Origin of the sequence: uncultured Aquimarina sp. (assembly GCF_947496855.1) — a bacterium.
Lineage (GTDB): Bacteria > Bacteroidota > Bacteroidia > Flavobacteriales > Flavobacteriaceae > Aquimarina.
Genome location: NZ_CANMED010000004.1, coordinates 365,915 through 384,288, shown reverse-complemented (window position 1 = coordinate 384,288; position 18,374 = coordinate 365,915). Strand labels below are relative to the sequence as shown.

Annotated in this window: 23 protein-coding genes; 20 read left to right on the top strand and 3 right to left on the bottom strand. The window is 33.6% G+C overall.

Translation table 11 applies throughout. The annotated features are described in order from the left end of the window. Window positions 1-18: 18 nt before the first annotated feature. From rplF to Q0921_RS13990, 19 genes are all read left to right on the top strand, one after another. Window positions 19-561, top strand: coding sequence for a 50S ribosomal protein L6 (rplF, locus tag Q0921_RS14080; RefSeq protein WP_299257872.1), 543 nt, complete (start codon window positions 19-21; stop codon window positions 559-561). A gap of 10 nt (window positions 562-571) precedes the next feature. Beyond that, a complete protein-coding gene (rplR, locus tag Q0921_RS14075; protein WP_299257870.1) occupies window positions 572-928 on the top strand; it encodes a 50S ribosomal protein L18 in 357 nt (118 codons plus the stop codon). 6 nt (window positions 929-934) lie between these two features. Then, window positions 935-1,459: a 30S ribosomal protein S5 gene (gene rpsE, locus Q0921_RS14070; protein ID WP_299257868.1), complete on the top strand. Its 525-nt coding sequence runs from the start codon at window positions 935-937 to the stop codon at window positions 1,457-1,459. A 12-nt stretch (window positions 1,460-1,471) separates the two neighbouring features. Continuing rightward, window positions 1,472-1,651 carry a 50S ribosomal protein L30 gene (gene rpmD, locus Q0921_RS14065; RefSeq protein WP_149624746.1) on the top strand — a complete coding sequence of 60 codons (180 nt, stop codon included), beginning with the start codon at window positions 1,472-1,474 and terminating at the stop codon, window positions 1,649-1,651. A 9-nt stretch (window positions 1,652-1,660) separates the two neighbouring features. Continuing rightward, window positions 1,661-2,113, top strand: a complete 453-nt coding sequence (rplO, locus tag Q0921_RS14060) for a 50S ribosomal protein L15 (protein WP_299257865.1) — start codon at window positions 1,661-1,663, stop codon at window positions 2,111-2,113. A gap of 10 nt (window positions 2,114-2,123) precedes the next feature. Beyond that, entirely contained in the window at window positions 2,124-3,464 is a 1,341-nt protein-coding gene (secY, locus tag Q0921_RS14055; protein WP_299257863.1) for a preprotein translocase subunit SecY, read from the top strand. Continuing rightward, entirely contained in the window at window positions 3,464-3,679 is a 216-nt protein-coding gene (gene infA / locus Q0921_RS14050; protein ID WP_010181908.1) for a translation initiation factor IF-1, read from the top strand. The genes secY and infA overlap by 1 nt, the downstream gene beginning before the upstream one ends. Window positions 3,680-3,796: 117 nt before the next feature. Continuing rightward, window positions 3,797-3,913 (top strand): type B 50S ribosomal protein L36, encoded by a 117-nt coding sequence (gene ykgO / locus Q0921_RS14045; protein WP_013621733.1) that lies wholly within the window; start codon window positions 3,797-3,799, stop codon window positions 3,911-3,913. A 2-nt stretch (window positions 3,914-3,915) separates the two neighbouring features. Further along, window positions 3,916-4,290 carry a 30S ribosomal protein S13 gene (rpsM, locus tag Q0921_RS14040; protein ID WP_299257861.1) on the top strand — a complete coding sequence of 125 codons (375 nt, stop codon included), beginning with the start codon at window positions 3,916-3,918 and terminating at the stop codon, window positions 4,288-4,290. A gap of 8 nt (window positions 4,291-4,298) precedes the next feature. Continuing rightward, window positions 4,299-4,682: a 30S ribosomal protein S11 gene (gene rpsK, locus Q0921_RS14035; protein ID WP_091411316.1), complete on the top strand. Its 384-nt coding sequence runs from the start codon at window positions 4,299-4,301 to the stop codon at window positions 4,680-4,682. Between the two features lie 141 nt (window positions 4,683-4,823). Beyond that, window positions 4,824-5,429, top strand: a complete 606-nt coding sequence (gene rpsD / locus Q0921_RS14030) for a 30S ribosomal protein S4 (RefSeq protein WP_299257859.1) — start codon at window positions 4,824-4,826, stop codon at window positions 5,427-5,429. A 23-nt stretch (window positions 5,430-5,452) separates the two neighbouring features. Beyond that, complete coding sequence (locus tag Q0921_RS14025) at window positions 5,453-6,445, top strand: DNA-directed RNA polymerase subunit alpha (protein WP_027392530.1); 993 nt, start codon at window positions 5,453-5,455, stop codon at window positions 6,443-6,445. Between the two features lie 64 nt (window positions 6,446-6,509). Beyond that, the gene (rplQ, locus tag Q0921_RS14020; RefSeq protein ID WP_299257857.1) at window positions 6,510-6,977 is read left to right on the top strand and encodes a 50S ribosomal protein L17; all 468 of its coding nucleotides are present in this window, start codon (window positions 6,510-6,512) and stop codon (window positions 6,975-6,977) included. A 124-nt stretch (window positions 6,978-7,101) separates the two neighbouring features. Beyond that, the gene (gene carA, locus Q0921_RS14015; protein ID WP_299257855.1) at window positions 7,102-8,217 is read left to right on the top strand and encodes a glutamine-hydrolyzing carbamoyl-phosphate synthase small subunit; all 1,116 of its coding nucleotides are present in this window, start codon (window positions 7,102-7,104) and stop codon (window positions 8,215-8,217) included. A 183-nt stretch (window positions 8,218-8,400) separates the two neighbouring features. Further along, window positions 8,401-9,693, top strand: a complete 1,293-nt coding sequence (gene eno, locus Q0921_RS14010; protein ID WP_299257853.1) for a phosphopyruvate hydratase — start codon at window positions 8,401-8,403, stop codon at window positions 9,691-9,693. 277 nt (window positions 9,694-9,970) lie between these two features. Beyond that, window positions 9,971-11,257: a citrate synthase gene (locus Q0921_RS14005; RefSeq protein ID WP_299257851.1), complete on the top strand. Its 1,287-nt coding sequence runs from the start codon at window positions 9,971-9,973 to the stop codon at window positions 11,255-11,257. 216 nt (window positions 11,258-11,473) lie between these two features. Beyond that, window positions 11,474-12,388, top strand: coding sequence for an amidinotransferase (locus Q0921_RS14000; protein WP_299257849.1), 915 nt, complete (start codon window positions 11,474-11,476; stop codon window positions 12,386-12,388). A 3-nt stretch (window positions 12,389-12,391) separates the two neighbouring features. Beyond that, complete coding sequence (gene ctlX / locus Q0921_RS13995) at window positions 12,392-13,324, top strand: citrulline utilization hydrolase CtlX (RefSeq protein ID WP_299257847.1); 933 nt, start codon at window positions 12,392-12,394, stop codon at window positions 13,322-13,324. Between the two features lie 82 nt (window positions 13,325-13,406). Beyond that, complete coding sequence (locus Q0921_RS13990) at window positions 13,407-13,817, top strand: Rrf2 family transcriptional regulator (protein WP_299257844.1); 411 nt, start codon at window positions 13,407-13,409, stop codon at window positions 13,815-13,817. A 4-nt stretch (window positions 13,818-13,821) separates the two neighbouring features. Here the strand turns inward: Q0921_RS13990 and Q0921_RS13985 are convergent, their stop codons facing one another. From Q0921_RS13985 to Q0921_RS13975, 3 genes are all read right to left on the bottom strand, one after another. Beyond that, window positions 13,822-14,448, bottom strand: a complete 627-nt coding sequence (locus tag Q0921_RS13985; RefSeq protein WP_299257842.1) for a chromophore lyase CpcT/CpeT — start codon at window positions 14,446-14,448, stop codon at window positions 13,822-13,824. Between the two features lie 66 nt (window positions 14,449-14,514). Next, entirely contained in the window at window positions 14,515-15,957 is a 1,443-nt protein-coding gene (locus Q0921_RS13980; RefSeq protein ID WP_299257839.1) for an SDR family oxidoreductase, read from the bottom strand. A gap of 98 nt (window positions 15,958-16,055) precedes the next feature. Next, the gene (locus Q0921_RS13975; protein ID WP_299257837.1) at window positions 16,056-16,487 is read right to left on the bottom strand and encodes a hypothetical protein; all 432 of its coding nucleotides are present in this window, start codon (window positions 16,485-16,487) and stop codon (window positions 16,056-16,058) included. Between the two features lie 105 nt (window positions 16,488-16,592). Here Q0921_RS13975 and argS point away from each other — a divergent pair, with 105 nt between their 5' ends. Beyond that, window positions 16,593-18,371 carry an arginine--tRNA ligase gene (gene argS / locus Q0921_RS13970; protein WP_299257835.1) on the top strand — a complete coding sequence of 593 codons (1,779 nt, stop codon included), beginning with the start codon at window positions 16,593-16,595 and terminating at the stop codon, window positions 18,369-18,371. Window positions 18,372-18,374 lie beyond the last annotated feature (3 nt).

The following is an 18,374-nucleotide window of genomic DNA, read 5'->3' as shown; positions in this document are numbered from 1 at the left end:
GTATAAAAGGCAAAAGAAATGTCAAGAATAGGAAAAAATCCAGTAACTATTCCGTCTGGTGTCACTGTAGAAGTGACAGGTAATGTTGTTACTGTTAAAGGAAAATTAGGAGAGCTTTCTCAGGAGATAGATGCTATCGAAGTGAAAGTAGAAGAAGGTCAGGTTGTTCTAGAAAGACCTACTGAAACTAAAGATCATAAGGCAAAGCACGGTTTATATAGAGCTTTGATCAATAATATGGTACAAGGTGTGTCAGAAGGTTATACTAAAGAATTGGAATTGGTAGGAGTAGGTTATAGAGCTTCTAATCAAGGACAAAAATTAGATTTAGCTCTAGGTTTTTCTCACAACATCGTACTAGATGTTGCTCCAGAGGTAAAAGTAGAAACTATATCTGAAAAAGGTAAAAATCCGATCGTAAAATTAACTTCTCACGATAAACAATTAGTGGGGCAGGTAGCAGCTAAAATTAGAGGTTTCCGTAAGCCAGAGCCGTATAAAGGTAAAGGAGTTAAATTCGTAGGAGAACAATTAAGAAGAAAAGCAGGTAAATCTGCATAATAACGAAGTTATGGCATTCTCAAAAGATTTAAGAAGATTAAAAATCAGAAAGCGAATCCGCGGTAAAGTAAGCGGAACAGAACAACGTCCTAGATTATCTGTTTTTAGAAGTAATAAAGAGATCTATGCGCAAATCATAGACGATGTAACCGGTAAAACTATTGGTTCAGCTTCTTCTAGAGATAAAGACATTGCTACTGCATCAGGAAATAAAGCAGAAAAAGCAAGTTTGGTAGGTAAAGCTCTTGCTGAAAAAGCTAAAAAAGCAGGTGTAGATATCGTTTCCTTTGATAGAGGAGGGTATTTATATCATGGTAGAGTAAAATCATTAGCTGAAGGAGCTAGAGAAGCAGGACTTAAATTCTAAGAAATTATGTATCAAAAATATAAAAACGCAGAATTAGTAAAACCAAGTGGACTTGAATTAAAAGACCGTTTAGTTGGAGTACAACGTGTTACTAAAGTAACTAAAGGTGGTAGAGCATTCGGATTTTCTGCTATTGTAGTTGTAGGAGATGAAAATGGTGTTGTAGGTCACGGTTTAGGTAAGTCTAAAGAAGTGGCAGAAGCTATTTCGAAAGCAGTAGAAGATGCTAAGAAAAATTTAGTCCGTATACCTTTAACTAAAGGAACTTTACCTCACGAACAGAAAGGTAAGTATGGTGGGGCAAGAGTATTGTTACTCCCTGCTGCAACTGGTACAGGAGTTATTGCTGGTGGAGCAATCCGTGCAGTATTAGAGTCTGTAGGTGTACATGATGTACTATCTAAAAATCAAGGATCGTCTAACCCACACAATGTGGTGAAAGCAACTTTTGATGCTTTATTGCAAATGCGAAGTGCAGCGCAAGTAGCAAAACAAAGAGGAGTTTCACTAGAAAAAGTGTTTAAAGGATAAATATTAGGAACGATGGCAAAGATTAGAGTTAAGAAAGTAAAAAGCGCTATTAACCGCACACAAAGACAAAAAAGAACTTTGGAGGCTTTAGGTCTTAAAAAGATCGGTCAGGTTGTAGAGCATGATGACACTCCTAATATCCTTGGGATGGTAAATAAAGTTAAACATTTAGTTTCCGTAGAAACAAAATAAAATAAGCACATGGATTTAAGTAACTTAAAACCTGCTGCAGGTTCAGTAAAAAATAACAGTAAGCGATTAGGTCGCGGTCAGGGTTCCGGAAAAGGTGGAACTGCTGCTCGTGGTCATAAAGGAGCAAAATCACGTTCTGGGTATTCTAGGAAAATTGGTTTTGAAGGTGGTCAGATGCCACTTCAAAGACGTGTGCCTAAATTTGGTTTCACAAATATCAATAGAAAAGAATATCAAGGAGTCAATTTAGATACCTTACAGAAGTTAGTTGATGCTGGTAAAATAACTGATACCGTTAATGTTGACGTGTTATTAGATACACGTCTCGCAGGAAAAAATGATTTAGTTAAGATACTGGGTAGAGGTGAATTGAAGGCTAAATTAAAAGTCTCAGCTCATAAATTTACAGCCACTGCTAAGGCAGCTATAGAAGCAGCTGGTGGTGAAGCAGTAACCTTATAAAAGACATTTCATGAAATTTATTGATACAATAAAAAACATTTGGAAAATCGAAGAACTAAAGAATAGAATCTTAATTACTTTAGGATTACTTTTAGTCTATCGATTTGGAGCACAAGTTGTACTACCAGGAGTAGATGCGGCAGAGTTGGCTAATTTGGGTACTCAGACTCAAGATGGTTTACTAGGATTACTTAATGCATTTACAGGAGGGGCTTTTGCAAATGCTTCTGTATTTGCTTTAGGAATTATGCCTTACATATCTGCTTCGATTGTTGTGCAGTTGATGGGAATAGCTATTCCATATCTTCAGAAATTACAAAAAGAAGGGGAAAGCGGAAGAAAGAAAATTAATCAAATTACCAGGTGGTTGACTATCGCAATTACTTTAGTTCAAGGGCCGGGGTATATTTATAATTTGTTTGCAACACTTCCTCCAGCAGCTTTTAGTACAGAGATCAGTCAAACTGTTTTCGTTGTATCATCAGTAATTATCTTAACTACAGGTTGTATTTTTGCTATGTGGTTAGGTGAAAAAATTACAGATAAAGGTATCGGTAATGGTATTTCATTATTGATTATGGTTGGTATTATTGCTACACTTCCTCAATCATTTGTTCAGAATTTTATTTCTAGAACTTCTGGAGAAGGTGGAGATATTATTATGGTATTGATTGAATTGGTAATATGGTTTGTAATTATTTTAGCATCGGTGCTATTAGTAATGGCTGTACGTCAAATTCCAGTCCAATATGCTAGAAGAACTGCTAGCGGCGGATATGAAAAGAATGTTTTCGGATCACGACAATACATACCATTGAAGCTTAATGCTTCCGGTGTAATGCCGATTATATTTGCACAAGCAATTATGTTTATTCCAGCTGCGGTAGCAGGTCTTTCAGAGTCTGAAACTTCTCAAGGTATAGCAGCCGCTTTTAGCGATATATTCGGATTATGGTATAATTTATTGTTTGGACTATTGATAATAGTGTTCACATATTTTTATACTGCTATAACTGTTCCAACTAATAAGATGGCTGACGATTTAAAGCGAAGTGGTGGTTTTATCCCTGGAATTAGACCGGGTAGTGAAACTGCGGAGTACCTAGATAAGATAATGTCACAAATAACGTTGCCAGGATCTATATTTTTAGCGTTAATTGCTGTTTTTCCAGCAATCGCTGTAAAGGTTTTAGGTGTTCAGCAAGGTTGGGCATTGTTTTTTGGAGGAACTTCACTACTGATTATGGTAGGTGTTGCAATAGATACAATGCAACAAGTCAATTCTTATCTATTGAATAGACACTACGATGGATTAATGAAAACTGGTAAAAACCGAAAAGCAGTAGCATAATGGCAAAACAACCAGCAATAGAACAAGATGGAAGTATAATCGAAGCATTGTCTAATGCAATGTTTCGTGTAGAGCTAGAAAACGGTCACGTAGTGACAGCTCATATCTCAGGTAAAATGCGTATGCATTATATAAAATTACTACCTGGAGATAAGGTTAAGTTAGAAATGAGTCCTTATGATTTATCAAAGGCTCGTATAACATACAGATACTAATAATTTTAAGAATATTAGTTAATTAAGATTTTTTACGTACTTTTGCGGGCTGAAAATCTTGTTAACGACACCTTCTGAAATGCTTAATATGTATTTTCAGGATTTAAACACAAAGAGATGAAAGTTAGAGCATCAATAAAAAAGAGAAGTGCCGAGTGCAAGATTGTGCGTAGAAAAGGCCGTCTTTACGTAATTAATAAAAAGAATCCTAGATTTAAACAAAGACAAGGGTAATTATGGCAAGAATTGCAGGGGTAGATATACCTAAACAAAAGCGAGGAGTTATAGCATTAACCTATATCTTCGGAATTGGTAGAAGTAGAGCTAAAGAAATTTTAGTGGCTGCCAAAGTAGATGAAAATATTAAAGTTTCTGACTGGGATGATGATCAAATTGGTCGTATACGTGAAGCTGTAGGAACCTTTACTATTGAAGGAGAATTACGTTCTGAAGTACAGTTGAATATCAAACGTCTTATGGATATAGGATGTTACAGAGGTATTCGTCACAGAGCTGGTTTACCACTTAGAGGACAGCGTACTAAGAATAATTCTAGAACGCGTAAAGGAAGAAGAAAAACAGTTGCTAATAAGAAAAAAGCAACTAAATAATAAGTAGTATGGCAAAGTCAACTTCAAAAAAACGTAAAGTAATTGTTGAATCAGTAGGAGAAGCACATGTAACAGCTTCTTTTAACAACATTATTGTATCGTTAACAAATAAAAAAGGAGACGTTATTTCTTGGTCTTCAGCTGGAAAAATGGGATTCAGAGGTTCTAAAAAGAATACTCCCTATGCTGCACAGTTAGCTGCAGAAGATGCTTCTAAAGTGGCAATCGAAGCTGGGTTAAAGAAAGTAAAGGTCTATGTTAAAGGACCTGGAAATGGTAGAGAATCTGCGATACGATCTCTTCACAATTCAGGAATTGAAGTTTCAGAAATTATTGATGTAACTCCAATGCCACATAACGGATGTCGTCCTCCAAAAAGACGTAGAGTTTAATAATTGTATCCCGGAATTTTTTCGGGATCTTTTATACCTCATATATAATAATTAAAAGTAAGTCTAAAAGAGGAACAAAGGATTATCGAAGGAAAGAGACCTTAATTCATAACCTCCTCTAACAATTAAATTAATAAAATAATGGCAAGATATACTGGTCCAAAAACTAAAATCGCTCGTAAATTTGGTGAAGCGATCTTCGGAGACGATAAGTCATTCGAGAAAAGAAATTATCCTCCTGGTCAACACGGTAATAACCGACGTAGAGGTAAAAAAAGTGAATATGCTATTCAGTTAATGGAAAAGCAAAAAGCTAAATATACATATGGTGTATTAGAGCGTCAATTCCGAAATATGTTTGAAAAAGCAACAAGATCACAAGGTATTACAGGTGAGGTTCTACTTCAACTATGTGAATCTCGTTTAGATAATGTAGCTTTCAGAATGGGATTGGCAAATTCTCGTAGAGGTGCTAGACAGTTAGTCTCCCACAGACACGTTACCGTAAATGGAGAATTAGTGAATATTCCATCTTATCAGTTGAGACCTGGTGATGTTGTAGGGGTAAGAGAAAAATCAAAATCTTTAGAAGTTATTCAAAACTCTCTTTCTAATAATAGCAAAGTATACGAGTGGATTACTTTTAATAATGACACAAAACAAGGTACTTTCGTATCTGTTCCGGCTAGAATTCAAATTCCGGAAAACATCAACGAACAATTCATCGTCGAATTATATTCGAAGTAATAACTCTTAGAAGAAACAATAATATGGCAATATTAAATTTTCAGAAGCCCGATAAAGTTATCATGATCGACTCTAGTGAGTTTGATGGTAAATTCGAATTTAGACCATTAGAACCAGGGTACGGATTAACAGTTGGTAACGCTTTGCGAAGAGTTTTGCTATCTTCTTTAGAGGGATTCGCTATAACTTCGTTAAGAATTGAGGGGGTAGATCATGAGTTTTCTACTATTTCTGGAGTTGTAGAAGATGTAACAGAAATTATTTTGAATCTTAAACAAGTACGCTTTAAGCGTCAGATAGAGGATATCGATAACGAGTCTGTTACAATTTCAATTTCTGGTCAAGAGCAATTGACGGCTGGAGATTTTCAAAAGTTCATTTCTGGTTTCCAAGTTCTTAATCCGGACTTAGTAATCTGTAATATGGATAAGAAAGTAGCACTTAACCTTGAGATTACTATTGAAAAGGGAAGAGGTTATGTTCCTGCAGAAGAAAACAAGAAAGCGAACGCTCCTATTGGTACAATTTTCACAGATTCAATATATACTCCAATTAAGAACGTTAAGTATAGTATTGAGAATTATCGTGTTGAACAAAAAACAGATTACGAAAAATTAGTTTTCGAAATTGTTACCGATGGTTCAATACATCCTAAGGATGCATTGACTGAAGCTGCAAAAATCTTGATTCATCACTTTATGTTATTTTCTGATGAGCGTATTACATTAGAAGCTGATGAGATCGCTCAGACTGAAACATATGATGAAGAATCTTTACATATGAGACAGTTGTTAAAAACTAAGTTGATTGATATGGATCTTTCTGTAAGAGCTCTTAATTGTTTGAAAGCAGCAGAAGTTGATACATTAGGTGATTTAGTATCATATAACAAGAATGACTTGATGAAGTTCCGTAACTTTGGTAAGAAATCTTTAACAGAGCTTGAAGAGCTTGTAAATGTTAAAGGTCTTAATTTTGGTATGGATCTTTCCAAATATAAATTAGATAAAGACTAACACATCATATTTTGCTCTCTGCACGAAGCAGATTGAGCAAGATGATGCTTAAATTTTTAATGTCATGAGACACGGAAAAAAAATAAATCATTTAGGTAGAAAGACAGCCCATCGTAAAGCTATGCTTGCTAATATGGCTTGTTCTCTTATAGAGCATAAGAGAATAAATACTACTGTTGCAAAAGCAAAAGCGCTTAAACAATTTGTAGAGCCATTGGTAACTAAATCTAAAGAAGATACTACGCACAATCGTCGTATTGTGTTCAGTAAATTACGTAGCAAGTACGCAGTAGCGGAATTGTTTAGAGATGTAGCTGCTAAAGTTGGTGATAGACCTGGAGGATATACCAGAATTATTAAACTTGGTAATCGTCTTGGGGATAATGCAGATATGGCAATGATAGAGTTAGTTGATTATAATGAGCTTTATAATGCGGGTAAACCAGCTAAAAAGAAATCTACTAGAAGAGGTAGAACTAAGAAGACTGAAGCTGCACCAGTAGTAGAAACTCCTAGTTCTGAAGAAGAATAAATGGGAAATGTGATTTACACATAATTATAAAGGATAAACGTTCGTCGTTTATCCTTTTTTTTTGAATATTTTTAAATTTTTTAAAAGCCTTTAATAGGAAATTAAATAGCAAAAAGTATATAAGATGAAATATCAATCTCGAAAAAAAGCAATTGTCTTATTAGCAGACGGAACCATTTTTTATGGAAAAGCTGTTGGAAAAGAGGGTACGGCATTTGGTGAAGTATGTTTTAATACAGGAATGACGGGTTATCAGGAGATTTTTACAGACCCTTCATATTTCGGACAGTTAATGGTGACTACCAATGCGCATATTGGAAATTATGGAACGAATGATGAGGAGGTAGAGTCAGATTCGATTAAAATTTCTGGTTTGATTGTTAAAAATTTTAGTTATGAATTTTCTCGTGATCTTGCTGATTGGTCTCTTCAAGAGTTTTTAGAAAAGCATAATTTATTAGCCGTGTCTGATGTAGATACGCGTGCTTTGGTAAGTTATATACGCGATAATGGTGCAATGAATGCCTTAATCTCTACAGAAATTGATGATATTGATTCGTTGAAAAAACAATTAGCTGCAGTTCCTGATATGAACGGTCTAGAGCTTGCATCCAAGGTTTCTACAAAAGAACCTTATTTTTTTGGAGATCCTAATGCAACATACAAGATTTCCGCTTTAGATATTGGGATAAAAAAGAATATACTTCGTAACCTGGCAAAAAGAGATGCGTATGTTAAGGTTTTTCCTTACGATACGACTTTCGGGGAAATGAGTGAATGGGGTCCAGATGGATATTTTCTTTCTAATGGACCAGGTGATCCTGAGCCGTTATCGAAAGCTATTGAAACTGCTAGAGAAATCATCAAAAGGGATTTGCCATTGTTTGGTATTTGTTTAGGTCATCAGGTAATAGCTCTAGCCAATGGTATAAGTACATATAAAATGCATCATGGCCATAGAGGTATAAATCACCCTGTAAAAAATTTAGTTACTGGAAAAGGAGAAATAACATCTCAGAATCATGGTTTTGCAATCAATAGAGAAGAAACAGAAAACAATTCTGATGTAGAGATAACTCATGTTCATTTAAATGATCATACAGTAGCTGGAATTAAAATGAAGAATAAAAATTGTTTTTCAGTTCAATATCATCCAGAAGCTAGTCCAGGACCAAATGATTCTATTTATTTATTTGATCAGTTTATTAGTAATATTAAGAAAGCAAAGGAGGAAGTTTAAACTTTTATGTTTGTTGCGAATACCGTGTGTTTAACGAGAAGTTAATCTATAACGTTATAGTTGATAACTTGTTGTGTTTGCTGTGGTTTAAGCAATAAATTAAGAGGTTTTCTGAGGTATTTAAATTTACCTGTTTTGTATATTGCGAAGAATTAAAATTATCCAACAAAAACAAATCAAGAAATGAGTGTAATTATAAATATTCACGCTAGACAAATTTTAGATTCACGTGGTAACCCTACAGTAGAAGTAGACGTGATTACCGAAAATGGTGTTTTAGGTAGGGCCGCAGTTCCTTCCGGAGCGTCAACAGGAGAACACGAGGCTGTGGAGCTAAGAGATGGTGGAAGTGATTATATGGGTAAAGGAGTTAAAAAGGCAGTAGAAAATGTGAATACTATAATTGCTGAAGAATTATTGGGATATTCTATATTTGACCAAAACTTATTAGATCAGACTATGATCGAACTGGATGGAACTCCTAATAAATCTAAATTAGGTGCAAATGCAATTTTAGGTGTTTCCTTAGCCGCTGCAAAGGCAGCTGCAAACGAACTTAATATGCCATTATATCGTTATGTTGGAGGAGTAAGTGCTAATACATTGCCTGTTCCGATGATGAATATTATTAATGGAGGGTCTCATAGTGATGCACCAATTGCATTTCAAGAGTTTATGGTGATGCCTGTAAAAGCGAAAGATTTTACTCATGCAATGCAAATGGGAACAGAAATTTTCCATAATTTAAAGAAAGTACTTCATGATAGAGGATTAAGTACTGCGGTAGGTGACGAAGGTGGTTTTGCACCAACTTTGGACGGTACAGAAGATGCTTTGGATTCGATTGCATTAGCTGTTGAGAAAGCTGGGTATAAGTTTGGAGATGAAGTAATGGTTGCTTTAGACTGTGCCGCTGCAGAATTTTTTGTTGATGGGAAGTATGACTATACTAAATTTGAAGGAAAAACTGGTGTCATAAGAACTAGCGAAGAACAAGCTGATTACCTTGCTGAATTAGCTTCTAAGTACCCTATTGTTTCAATAGAAGATGGTATGGATGAAAATGACTGGGATGGTTGGAAATATCTAACGGATAAAGTTGGAGATAAAGTACAATTGGTTGGAGATGATTTATTTGTAACAAATGTAGAAAGGTTGTCAAGAGGAATTGAAAATGGTATAGCTAATTCAATTTTAATTAAAGTTAACCAAATAGGAACACTTACAGAGACAATAGCAGCCGTAAATATGGCACATAATGCAGGGTATACTTCTGTGATGTCTCACCGATCTGGTGAAACTGAAGATAATACTATTGCAGATTTAGCAGTTGCTTTAAATACTGGTCAGATTAAAACAGGTTCAGCATCACGTAGTGATAGAATGGCAAAGTATAATCAATTACTTCGAATAGAGGAAGAATTGGGTGTAATAGCCTATTATCCTAAGGAAAAAGCATTCAAAGTTAAAAAATAAGTAAGTAGAGAATAGGGAGAGTTCTTGTTATATTCTTCTTATTGATAGAGTTTTATGTATTTGAAAATGACTAATCAATTTCTGTGTTTTATGAGTTGATTTTTTATAAAAAATATAGATTTTTAAAAGAGGATTCATTGTGAATCCTCTTTTTTTTAGAAGTAACATCAAAGAGAGAGTTCTATTCTAAAATAGATGGTATCATTAATAATATATTAACACTATATTTTGTAATTTAGCAACCCTTATTATAACAGCAAAATTCTAAATAATCACAATGTCAAAAAAAGCTACTTTAGAAATAGACGGTAACAAATATGAGTTCCCAATAATAGAAGGAACTGAAAAAGAATTAGGAATTGATATCAAAACTCTTAGAGGTGTCACTGGAGGTATAACTACTATTGATCCAGGGTATAAAAACACAGGGAGTTGTGAGAGTGCGATTACTTTTCTGGATGGAGAAAAAGGAATTCTGAGATACCGAGGATATTCTATAGAAGAGCTAGCCGAGAAAGCAGATTTTTTAGAAGTAGCTTACTTATTGATTTTTGGAGAGTTACCATCAGCTGAGCAGCTTGGTAAATTTGATAAAGATATCAAAGAGGAGTCTCATGTTGATGAAGACATGAAAAAGATTCTTGATGGATTTCCAAAAAGTGCCCATCCTATGGGAGTTCTTTCATCTTTGACAAGTGCATTAATAGCCTTTAATCCAGGATCTGTTGATGTCGATTCTGAAGAGGAGATGTACAATGCTATTGTGAAAATATTGGCTAAGTTTCCTGTGTTAGCAGCTTGGACAATGAGAAAAAGAAAAAGTTTGCCATTGGATTATGGAGACAATGCTTTGGGGTATGTTGAGAATTTGCATAAAATGATGTTCTCTAGGCCTAATAAAACATATGAAGCTAATAAGATTGTAAATGATGCATTAGACAAACTGTTAATTCTACATGCAGATCACGAGCAAAATTGTTCTACTTCTACTGTTAGAATTGTAGGATCATCTCATGCAGGATTGTTTACTTCTTTGTCAGCAGGAATTTCAGCACTATGGGGACCTTTACATGGGGGAGCAAATCAGGCAGTTATAGAAATGCTTGAAGCAATAAAAGAAGATGGAGGAGATACGGCAAAATATATAGCTAAAGCAAAAGATAAAGAGGATTCTTTCCGTTTGATGGGGTTTGGGCATAGAGTTTACAAAAACTTTGATCCAAGAGCAAAAATTATAAAAGTAGCTGCAGAAGAGGTACTTGCTGATCTGGGAATTGAAGATCCTGTTCTAGATATTGCTAAAGGTCTTGCTAAAGTAGCTTTAGAAGATGAATATTTCGTAAAAAGGAAATTATATCCTAATGTGGATTTCTATTCTGGAATTATATATAGAGCCTTAGGAATACCAACCGAAATGTTTACCGTTATGTTTGCGTTAGGAAGATTACCTGGTTGGATTGCGCAATGGAGAGAAATGCGTCTTCGTAAAGAACCAATAGGAAGACCAAGACAAATATATACTGGAGAAACATTTAGGGCTTTTAAACCAGTTTCTGATAGATAATTAAAAGCTTATAAAAGTGAAAGGGTGTTGAAGTATTTCAACACCCTTTTTTTATGAAATTATCAATATGTTGTTTTTAAAGAAGCTCACTTTAGGGATTTGATAAAAAGTTAATATTTTTTTCGAATAAAATTAGCATCTACATAACCCCTATTCCTATATTTGTTGGATCATAAAATGATATAACAACTATAGTTTTACCTTAAAAATAAACGATTGAAACTAAACATCCAAAATGAAACTTCAAGACTCAGAGCAGTTGTTTTAGGTACGGCCATAAGTAACGGTCCTGTTCCAAAAATTGAAGAAGCTTATGATCCTAAATCCATAGAGCATATTAAAGCTGGGACATATCCCAAAGAGTCTGATATGGTTTTGGAGATAGAAGCTGTAGCTAAGGTTTTTGAAAAATATGATGTAAAAGTATATAGACCTGAAGTAATACAGAATTATAACCAAATTTTCGCAAGAGATATTGGATTAGTAATAGAGGATACATTTATAAAATCAAATATACTTCCAGATAGAGAAAAAGAGATTAAGGCTATTGAATATGTAATTGATCAAATCAATCCTAAAAAAGTCTATAAAGCCCCATCAGAAGATATCCATTTTGAAGGCGGTGATATTATGATTCACAACGATCATGTTTTTATAGGAACTTATAGAGGACAAGATTATAGTGATTGTATTGTCGCAAGAACCAACATGAAAGGGGTGGAATATATTAGATCACTTTTTCCAAACAAAATAGTGAAGGAGTTTGATCTTCGTAAATCAATGGATGATCCAAGAAATAATGCTTTACACTTAGATTGTTGTTTTCAACCTGTAGGTAAAAATAAAGCTATAATCCATAAAGAAGGATTCAGAAATTTAGATGATTATAAATATTTAGTTGACTTTTTTGGAAATGAAAATTTATTTCATATTAACAGAGATGAAATGTATTATATGAATTCTAATATATTTTCTATATCGGAAAATATAGTGATTTCTGAGAAAGGTTTTACTAGATTAAATACTTGGTTACGTAGCTTAGATATAACTGTAGAAGAGGTTGCTTATTCGGAAATAGCAAAACAAGAAGGTCTTTTACGTTGTTCCACTATGCCATTGATAAGAGATTAGATAATGAAACAAATTACAAACACTATAGTAATGATTCGTCCGGTTAAGTTTAGGATGAATGAGGAAACAGCAGTTAATAACTATTATCAAGATACTACTGATAATAGTAGGGAAGACGTTAATATAATAGCACAAAAAGAATTTGATAGTTTCGTCGAAAAACTCAAATTAGTAGGTGTAAATGTTATTGTAATAGATGATAAGCTAGAAAATGATACACCAGATTCTATTTTTCCAAATAACTGGGTTTCTTTTCACGAGAATGGAGATGTGGGTTTATATCCTATGTTTGCTGTTAATAGGAGGAGAGAACGTCGTCCAGAGGTTTTAGATGTAATTGAAGATGCTGGATTTGAAATAAAAAATATAATAGACTATACTGCGGCAGAGGAAGATGATATTTTTCTTGAAGGGACAGGAAGTCTTGTTTTGGATAGATTTCATAGAAAAGCGTACTGTGCACTTTCGCCACGAGCAGATGAACAATTACTGATTGAGTTCTGTGAGGATTTTGAATATACTCCAGTAATTTTTACTGCATATCAAACGGTGAAAGGTGAGCGATTGGCAATTTATCATACCAATGTTATGATGGGAGTTGGAGAAACTTTTGCAGTAGTGTGTTTGGATTGTGTCGATGATAAAAAAGAACGGAAAAGTTTGGTAAAGCATCTAAAGAATGATGGCAAAGAAATAATTTCAATAACCGAAGCTCAGGTTAATAATTTCGCTGGGAATATGTTACAAGTAGTTGGAGCCGATGAGAAACAATATTTGGTAATGTCCTCTGCTGCATATAATAGTTTATCAAAGGATCAAGTATCTAAAATAGAGAAACATTGTGATATTTTACATAGTAACCTTGAAACAATCGAAAGATTAGGTGGAGGAAGTGCTCGTTGTATGATGGCGGAAATTTTTCTTCCCAAAAGATAATTATGATCTGAAAACGGTTAAAAGATATCGTAAAAATACGAAGTGATATCTTTTAACTATTTTTGATACAATAAATAAACAAATGCTTTCGAAGAAAACAAAATATGGATTAAAAGCACTAACCTATATAGCAAGAAAAAGGTGTGAACATCCTGTTTTAATATCTGAGATTGCTAAAAGTGAAAATATTTCTCAAAAATTTTTAGAAAGTATATTACTTACGCTTCGTAAGAATGGTCTTTTAGGTTCTAAAAAAGGAAAAGGCGGTGGGTATTATTTAATTAAAGAACCTAAAGAAATTTCAATGGCATCAGTAATAAGAGTACTAGAGGGACCAATAGCAATGTTACCTTGTGTAAGTTTGAACTTTTATGAAAAATGTGATGATTGTCCTGATGAAGATGCTTGTACTGTGCATCGACTTATGTTAGAGGTAAGAGATAATACCTTAAAAGTTTTGGAAAATAGAACGTTAGGCGACTTTATGGGTTGATCTCTTAATATTCGGGAACTCGAATAAATTTATAAGGCCCTTGAATGCTTCCCCAAACTTGTTTACCTTCTATATCATAACCTCTATCCCAAGAGGTAATTTTATTTTTACTGATTACGATATTACTCGTTGTATAAGATATTTTATTGCTGAAACTACTGGGGCAAGTGCCATTTTTAGTTTTTCCATGATAAATAGTTGAAGTCTCTTTTTTAAAATATACATTACATCCTTCCTTATTTTTAAGACTATCAATGGTTAATTTATCAAACTTAGAAATGTCTTTCCAACCATTTATATATTTTTTTTGATTAGGGATGATATAGTTAACACTGTTAATAGTTGTACTATCTAACTTCTGAAAATTTATTATCCTTTGATTATAAATTGAGGAACTATTCTTTTCATTATATAGTTCTTGATAGAACCAATAACCTGGTCTATCTTTCCATATGGGAATATTAACCAAGCATACTGCAAAATAGCCAGATTCTTCTTGCGCTTGTTTTTTTGAAGAAAATTTCCCTGATAAAAACCCAGTAAAATCATCTAGTTGAGAATCACGCTCTATCTTAGTACTACAACTCAAAGTAGTAATTAATAAGATTAGAAAAAGTGATGATCTCTGCATGTGCTTTTTGTACAAAAATACTAATATTTTAACAAAAAAACGTTGTTTACCGATAAAATAGGCTTTTTATCTATTTTTATTTTTGTTTTGTGACGCGATATTACGTATCATTCCACCGAATATAAAGTAATGAAAAGGAACCATGAGATACCAGTACAATCTACCCCAAATTCCTCTCGGTCTAAAGGTAGCGGTTTGATGGAGGATGTTATCTTTATCAATATCAAATTCTAACCAAGCCTCTCCAGGAACCTTCATTTCGGCAAAAAGTAACAAGCGCTTTTCGTTTTTATCAGCAACCAAAACTCGCCAAAAATCTAAAGCGTCTCCAGAGTAAATTTTATCTAGATTTGTCCTTCCTCTTCTTAATCCAACTCCACCAAAAAATTTATCTATATGTCCTCTTATTTTCCACATCCAATCTCCATAATACCAACCGGTTTCTCCACCAATTGCCCATATTCTTTCAACGACAAGATTAGGATCATTAATTTTAATTTTCTTCTTGTCTCTAAGGCATCCTTTTTTAGGAACTGTAACATATTTCTGAATATCTTCATTAAAACGTCCGCTGATCATAGAATCCTTCCAGCTAGATACTACTTGATTTTGTTCAATTTTAATAAAAGCTAATTCCAAGGCTTTGGTATATGTCATAGGTTCAATCTCTAACATTTCTTGTAACCGTTTATCATTAGCAACTACAGGTATGCTCATGCTGTCTACCAGGTTTAATGCAAGTTTATAAGAGGTAGATGTTACAAAATATAACCAATAAGAAGAAAGCTTAGGAGTCATGACGGGTAACGTAAAAATAAATAGTTTAACTCCTCTTACTTTTGCGTAGAGTAATAACATTTGTTTATAGGTGATTACATTGGGTCCACTTATATCAAATGATTGGTTATAACATTCTGAATTACCTAATACTCCCGTCATAAAACTGAGAACATCTCTAACGGCAATAGGATGAGTTTTGGTGTTTACCCATTTTGGTGTTATCATTACGGGTAATTTTTCACATAGATCTCTTATGATTTCAAAAGAAGAACTACCAGATCCAACGATAATTCCTGATCGTAAAACAGTTAGGTTAAAATCTCCTTGATATAAGGTTTCTTCAACATTCTTTCGCGACCAAAGATGTTTAGATAAATTCTTTTCATTTACAATGCCACTTAGATAGATTACTTGTTTGATATTGGTTTGAGCAACATATATATTGAAGTTTTGAGCAGAAATTTCTTCCTTTTTGTCAAAGTCAGAAGTTGATGAACTCATAGAATGAATTAGATAATATGCGGCATCAATGTCTTTAGGTAGGATTTTAGTATCTGGATCTTCTAAAAAATCAATCTCTACAATAGAAATTCTTTTCAATGTTTCTTGATCGATTGAGAGTCTGTCTTTATCTCTTACCGCACAAATGACCTCGTGACCAGAATCTAATAATAAGGGTAGTAATCTCATACCAATATATCCGTTGGCACCGGTAAGTAGTATTCGCATTTTTTATGTAAAAGATACGAAGAAATAAATTGGTCAGACCTACATGGAATAAGAAGGATTTTATTTAATTGAGCAATTAAAGTTTTAATAGAATTTAATTATAAATCTTCCACGCATGTAGGCCTATTGTATGCTTTATAGTTGATTATTTTTTTTACATATTGATGAATTTTGGTATCAGTACTTTTTGCGTAAAATTTAATAAAATAATTGTCTTTATAAATACTATATTCTTTTGCTTTCCTTTTGTAGAGAGTTAATTTATAAAAAGGAATAGCTAATAGATATGTTTCTAAGCAAATTCCAAATCCTACTAAAACATCTTTAGGTCTAAACTCTATATTACAGCTATTTAGATTATTATCTAGTATTAGTGAATTATTGATTTCTACACTGGCTTTAGTTATGCTAAGTTTAGGAGAACCGACACTACCTAATTTTATTTGCTCTTTTATGGTAAATGGCTTCCGAACTTGTTCGTGAAGATTTTTTTTAAGTTTTGGATGTCGGCACGTATAATTAACCAGCATTTTTTCTTTTGTTACAAGATACGAATTGATCCATATTCAAGTGGTAGAAGATTATATTTCTATTATCTTTACTGCCTGATTTTTGTACCAAAGACAATTTATAAAATGACATTACAACAAACCATTTCGGGACAGGTAAAAGCAGCAGTAAAAGAACTGTATAGTGCAAACTTAGAATCTGTAGAATTACAAGGAACTCGCAAAGAGTTCGAAGGTGATATTACAGTAGTAGTTTTTCCTATGTTGCGCGTCGTAAAGGGTAATCCTGTTCAGATAGGTGAAGCTGTAGGAGCTTATTTAATAGAGCATGTAGAAGAGATTACATCATTTAATGTGGTAAAAGGATTTCTTAATCTTGTAATTGCCGATCAATATTATCTAAACTTTTTTACAGATATAAAAGATGTCAAACAGTATGGTTTTGTAACTCCAAAAAAAGGGGGTAAAGCTGTAATGGTTGAATATTCTTCTCCAAATACGAATAAGCCATTGCATCTTGGCCATGTAAGGAATAATTTATTAGGCTATGCGGTATCAGAAATCATTAAAGCTAGTGGTAAAAAAGTATATAAAACCCAGATTATTAATGATAGAGGAATCCATATTTGTAAAAGTATGGTAGCATGGCAAAAATTTGGGGATGAAGCAACTCCAGAGTCTACAGGGTTAAAAGGAGATAAACTGGTTGGTAATTTTTATGTAAAGTTTGATCAAGAATATAAAAGCGAAATATCAGAGTTGATTGCTTCTGGTAAAACAGAAGACGAAGCAAAAAAGGAAGCTTCTATTTTGATGGAAGCTCAAGAAATGCTTAGAAAATGGGAAGCTGGAGATGAAGATGTTGTAAAGCTTTGGAAAACCATGAACAGTTGGGTATATGCTGGTTTTGATGAGACATATAAATCACTAGGTGTCGATTTTGATAGCTATTATTATGAAAGCAATACATATCTTTTAGGAAAGGATAACATAGAAGAAGGTCTTGCCAGTGGCGTATTCTTTAAAAAAGGAGATGGATCTATTTGGTGTGATCTTACTGATGAAGGCTTGGATGAAAAATTAGTATTACGTAGTGATGGTACGTCGGTATATATGACTCAAGACATTGGTACGGCCATACAGCGTGTTAAAGATAATCCAGATATCGGAGGTATGATTTATACTGTAGGTAATGAACAAGATTATCATTTTAAAGTACTTTTTCTAATTCTTAAAAAACTTGGATATGATTGGTCCAAGAATTTACACCATCTAAGCTATGGAATGGTAGATCTACCTAGTGGTAAAATGAAAAGTAGAGAAGGTACTGTAGTGGATGCGGATGAGCTTATCATAGAAATGGCAGAAACCGCTGGAGAAATTTCTAAGGAATTAGGAAAATTAGAAGGATATTCTGAAGAAGAAAAAAATTCAGTTTACAAAACCATTGGATTGGGAGCATTAAAATATTTTCTTCTAAAAGTAGACCCTAAAAAAAGAATACTCTTTGACCCTTCAGAGTCGGTAGATTTTCAAGGTAATACTGGACCTTTTATCCAATATACATATGCAAGAATCCAGGCCATAATACGCAAAGCAGATTTTGATTTGAATGATTCTGTGAAAAATATTACATTGGATGGAAAAGAGAAAGAACTAATAAAATTATTAGAAGTATATCCTGAAATCATTCAGAATGCGGCAAAGGATTTGAGTCCAGCAATTATAGCTAATTACACTTATGATTTAGTGAAGGGGTATAATTCGTTTTTTCAGAATGTATCTATATTTGGAGCAGATTCTGAAGCCGAAAAGATTTTTAGAGTTCAACTTTCGGGAGTAGTTGGTGCTACTATTAAATCTGCATTTGGACTATTAGGGGTTGAGGTTCCAGAGCGTATGTAATAA

Coding starts and splice junctions, on each gene's coding strand:
- rpsD (WP_299257859.1), top strand. CDS start 4,824: ATGGCAAGATATACTGGTCCAAAAACTAAAATCGCTCGTAAATTTGGT.
- ctlX (WP_299257847.1), top strand. CDS start 12,392: ATGAAACAAATTACAAACACTATAGTAATGATTCGTCCGGTTAAGTTT.
- ykgO (WP_013621733.1), top strand. CDS start 3,797: ATGAAAGTTAGAGCATCAATAAAAAAGAGAAGTGCCGAGTGCAAGATT.
- rplF (WP_299257872.1), top strand. CDS start 19: ATGTCAAGAATAGGAAAAAATCCAGTAACTATTCCGTCTGGTGTCACT.
- infA (WP_010181908.1), top strand. CDS start 3,464: ATGGCAAAACAACCAGCAATAGAACAAGATGGAAGTATAATCGAAGCA.
- Q0921_RS13980 (WP_299257839.1), bottom strand. CDS start 15,957: ATGCGAATACTACTTACCGGTGCCAACGGATATATTGGTATGAGATTA.
- argS (WP_299257835.1), top strand. CDS start 16,593: ATGACATTACAACAAACCATTTCGGGACAGGTAAAAGCAGCAGTAAAA.
- Q0921_RS13985 (WP_299257842.1), bottom strand. CDS start 14,448: ATGCAGAGATCATCACTTTTTCTAATCTTATTAATTACTACTTTGAGT.
- carA (WP_299257855.1), top strand. CDS start 7,102: ATGAAATATCAATCTCGAAAAAAAGCAATTGTCTTATTAGCAGACGGA.
- rpsE (WP_299257868.1), top strand. CDS start 935: ATGTATCAAAAATATAAAAACGCAGAATTAGTAAAACCAAGTGGACTT.
- Q0921_RS14005 (WP_299257851.1), top strand. CDS start 9,971: ATGTCAAAAAAAGCTACTTTAGAAATAGACGGTAACAAATATGAGTTC.
- Q0921_RS13990 (WP_299257844.1), top strand. CDS start 13,407: ATGCTTTCGAAGAAAACAAAATATGGATTAAAAGCACTAACCTATATA.
- rpmD (WP_149624746.1), top strand. CDS start 1,472: ATGGCAAAGATTAGAGTTAAGAAAGTAAAAAGCGCTATTAACCGCACA.
- rplQ (WP_299257857.1), top strand. CDS start 6,510: ATGAGACACGGAAAAAAAATAAATCATTTAGGTAGAAAGACAGCCCAT.
- secY (WP_299257863.1), top strand. CDS start 2,124: ATGAAATTTATTGATACAATAAAAAACATTTGGAAAATCGAAGAACTA.
- rpsM (WP_299257861.1), top strand. CDS start 3,916: ATGGCAAGAATTGCAGGGGTAGATATACCTAAACAAAAGCGAGGAGTT.
- Q0921_RS13975 (WP_299257837.1), bottom strand. CDS start 16,487: ATGCTGGTTAATTATACGTGCCGACATCCAAAACTTAAAAAAAATCTT.
- eno (WP_299257853.1), top strand. CDS start 8,401: ATGAGTGTAATTATAAATATTCACGCTAGACAAATTTTAGATTCACGT.
- rplR (WP_299257870.1), top strand. CDS start 572: ATGGCATTCTCAAAAGATTTAAGAAGATTAAAAATCAGAAAGCGAATC.
- rplO (WP_299257865.1), top strand. CDS start 1,661: ATGGATTTAAGTAACTTAAAACCTGCTGCAGGTTCAGTAAAAAATAAC.
- rpsK (WP_091411316.1), top strand. CDS start 4,299: ATGGCAAAGTCAACTTCAAAAAAACGTAAAGTAATTGTTGAATCAGTA.
- Q0921_RS14025 (WP_027392530.1), top strand. CDS start 5,453: ATGGCAATATTAAATTTTCAGAAGCCCGATAAAGTTATCATGATCGAC.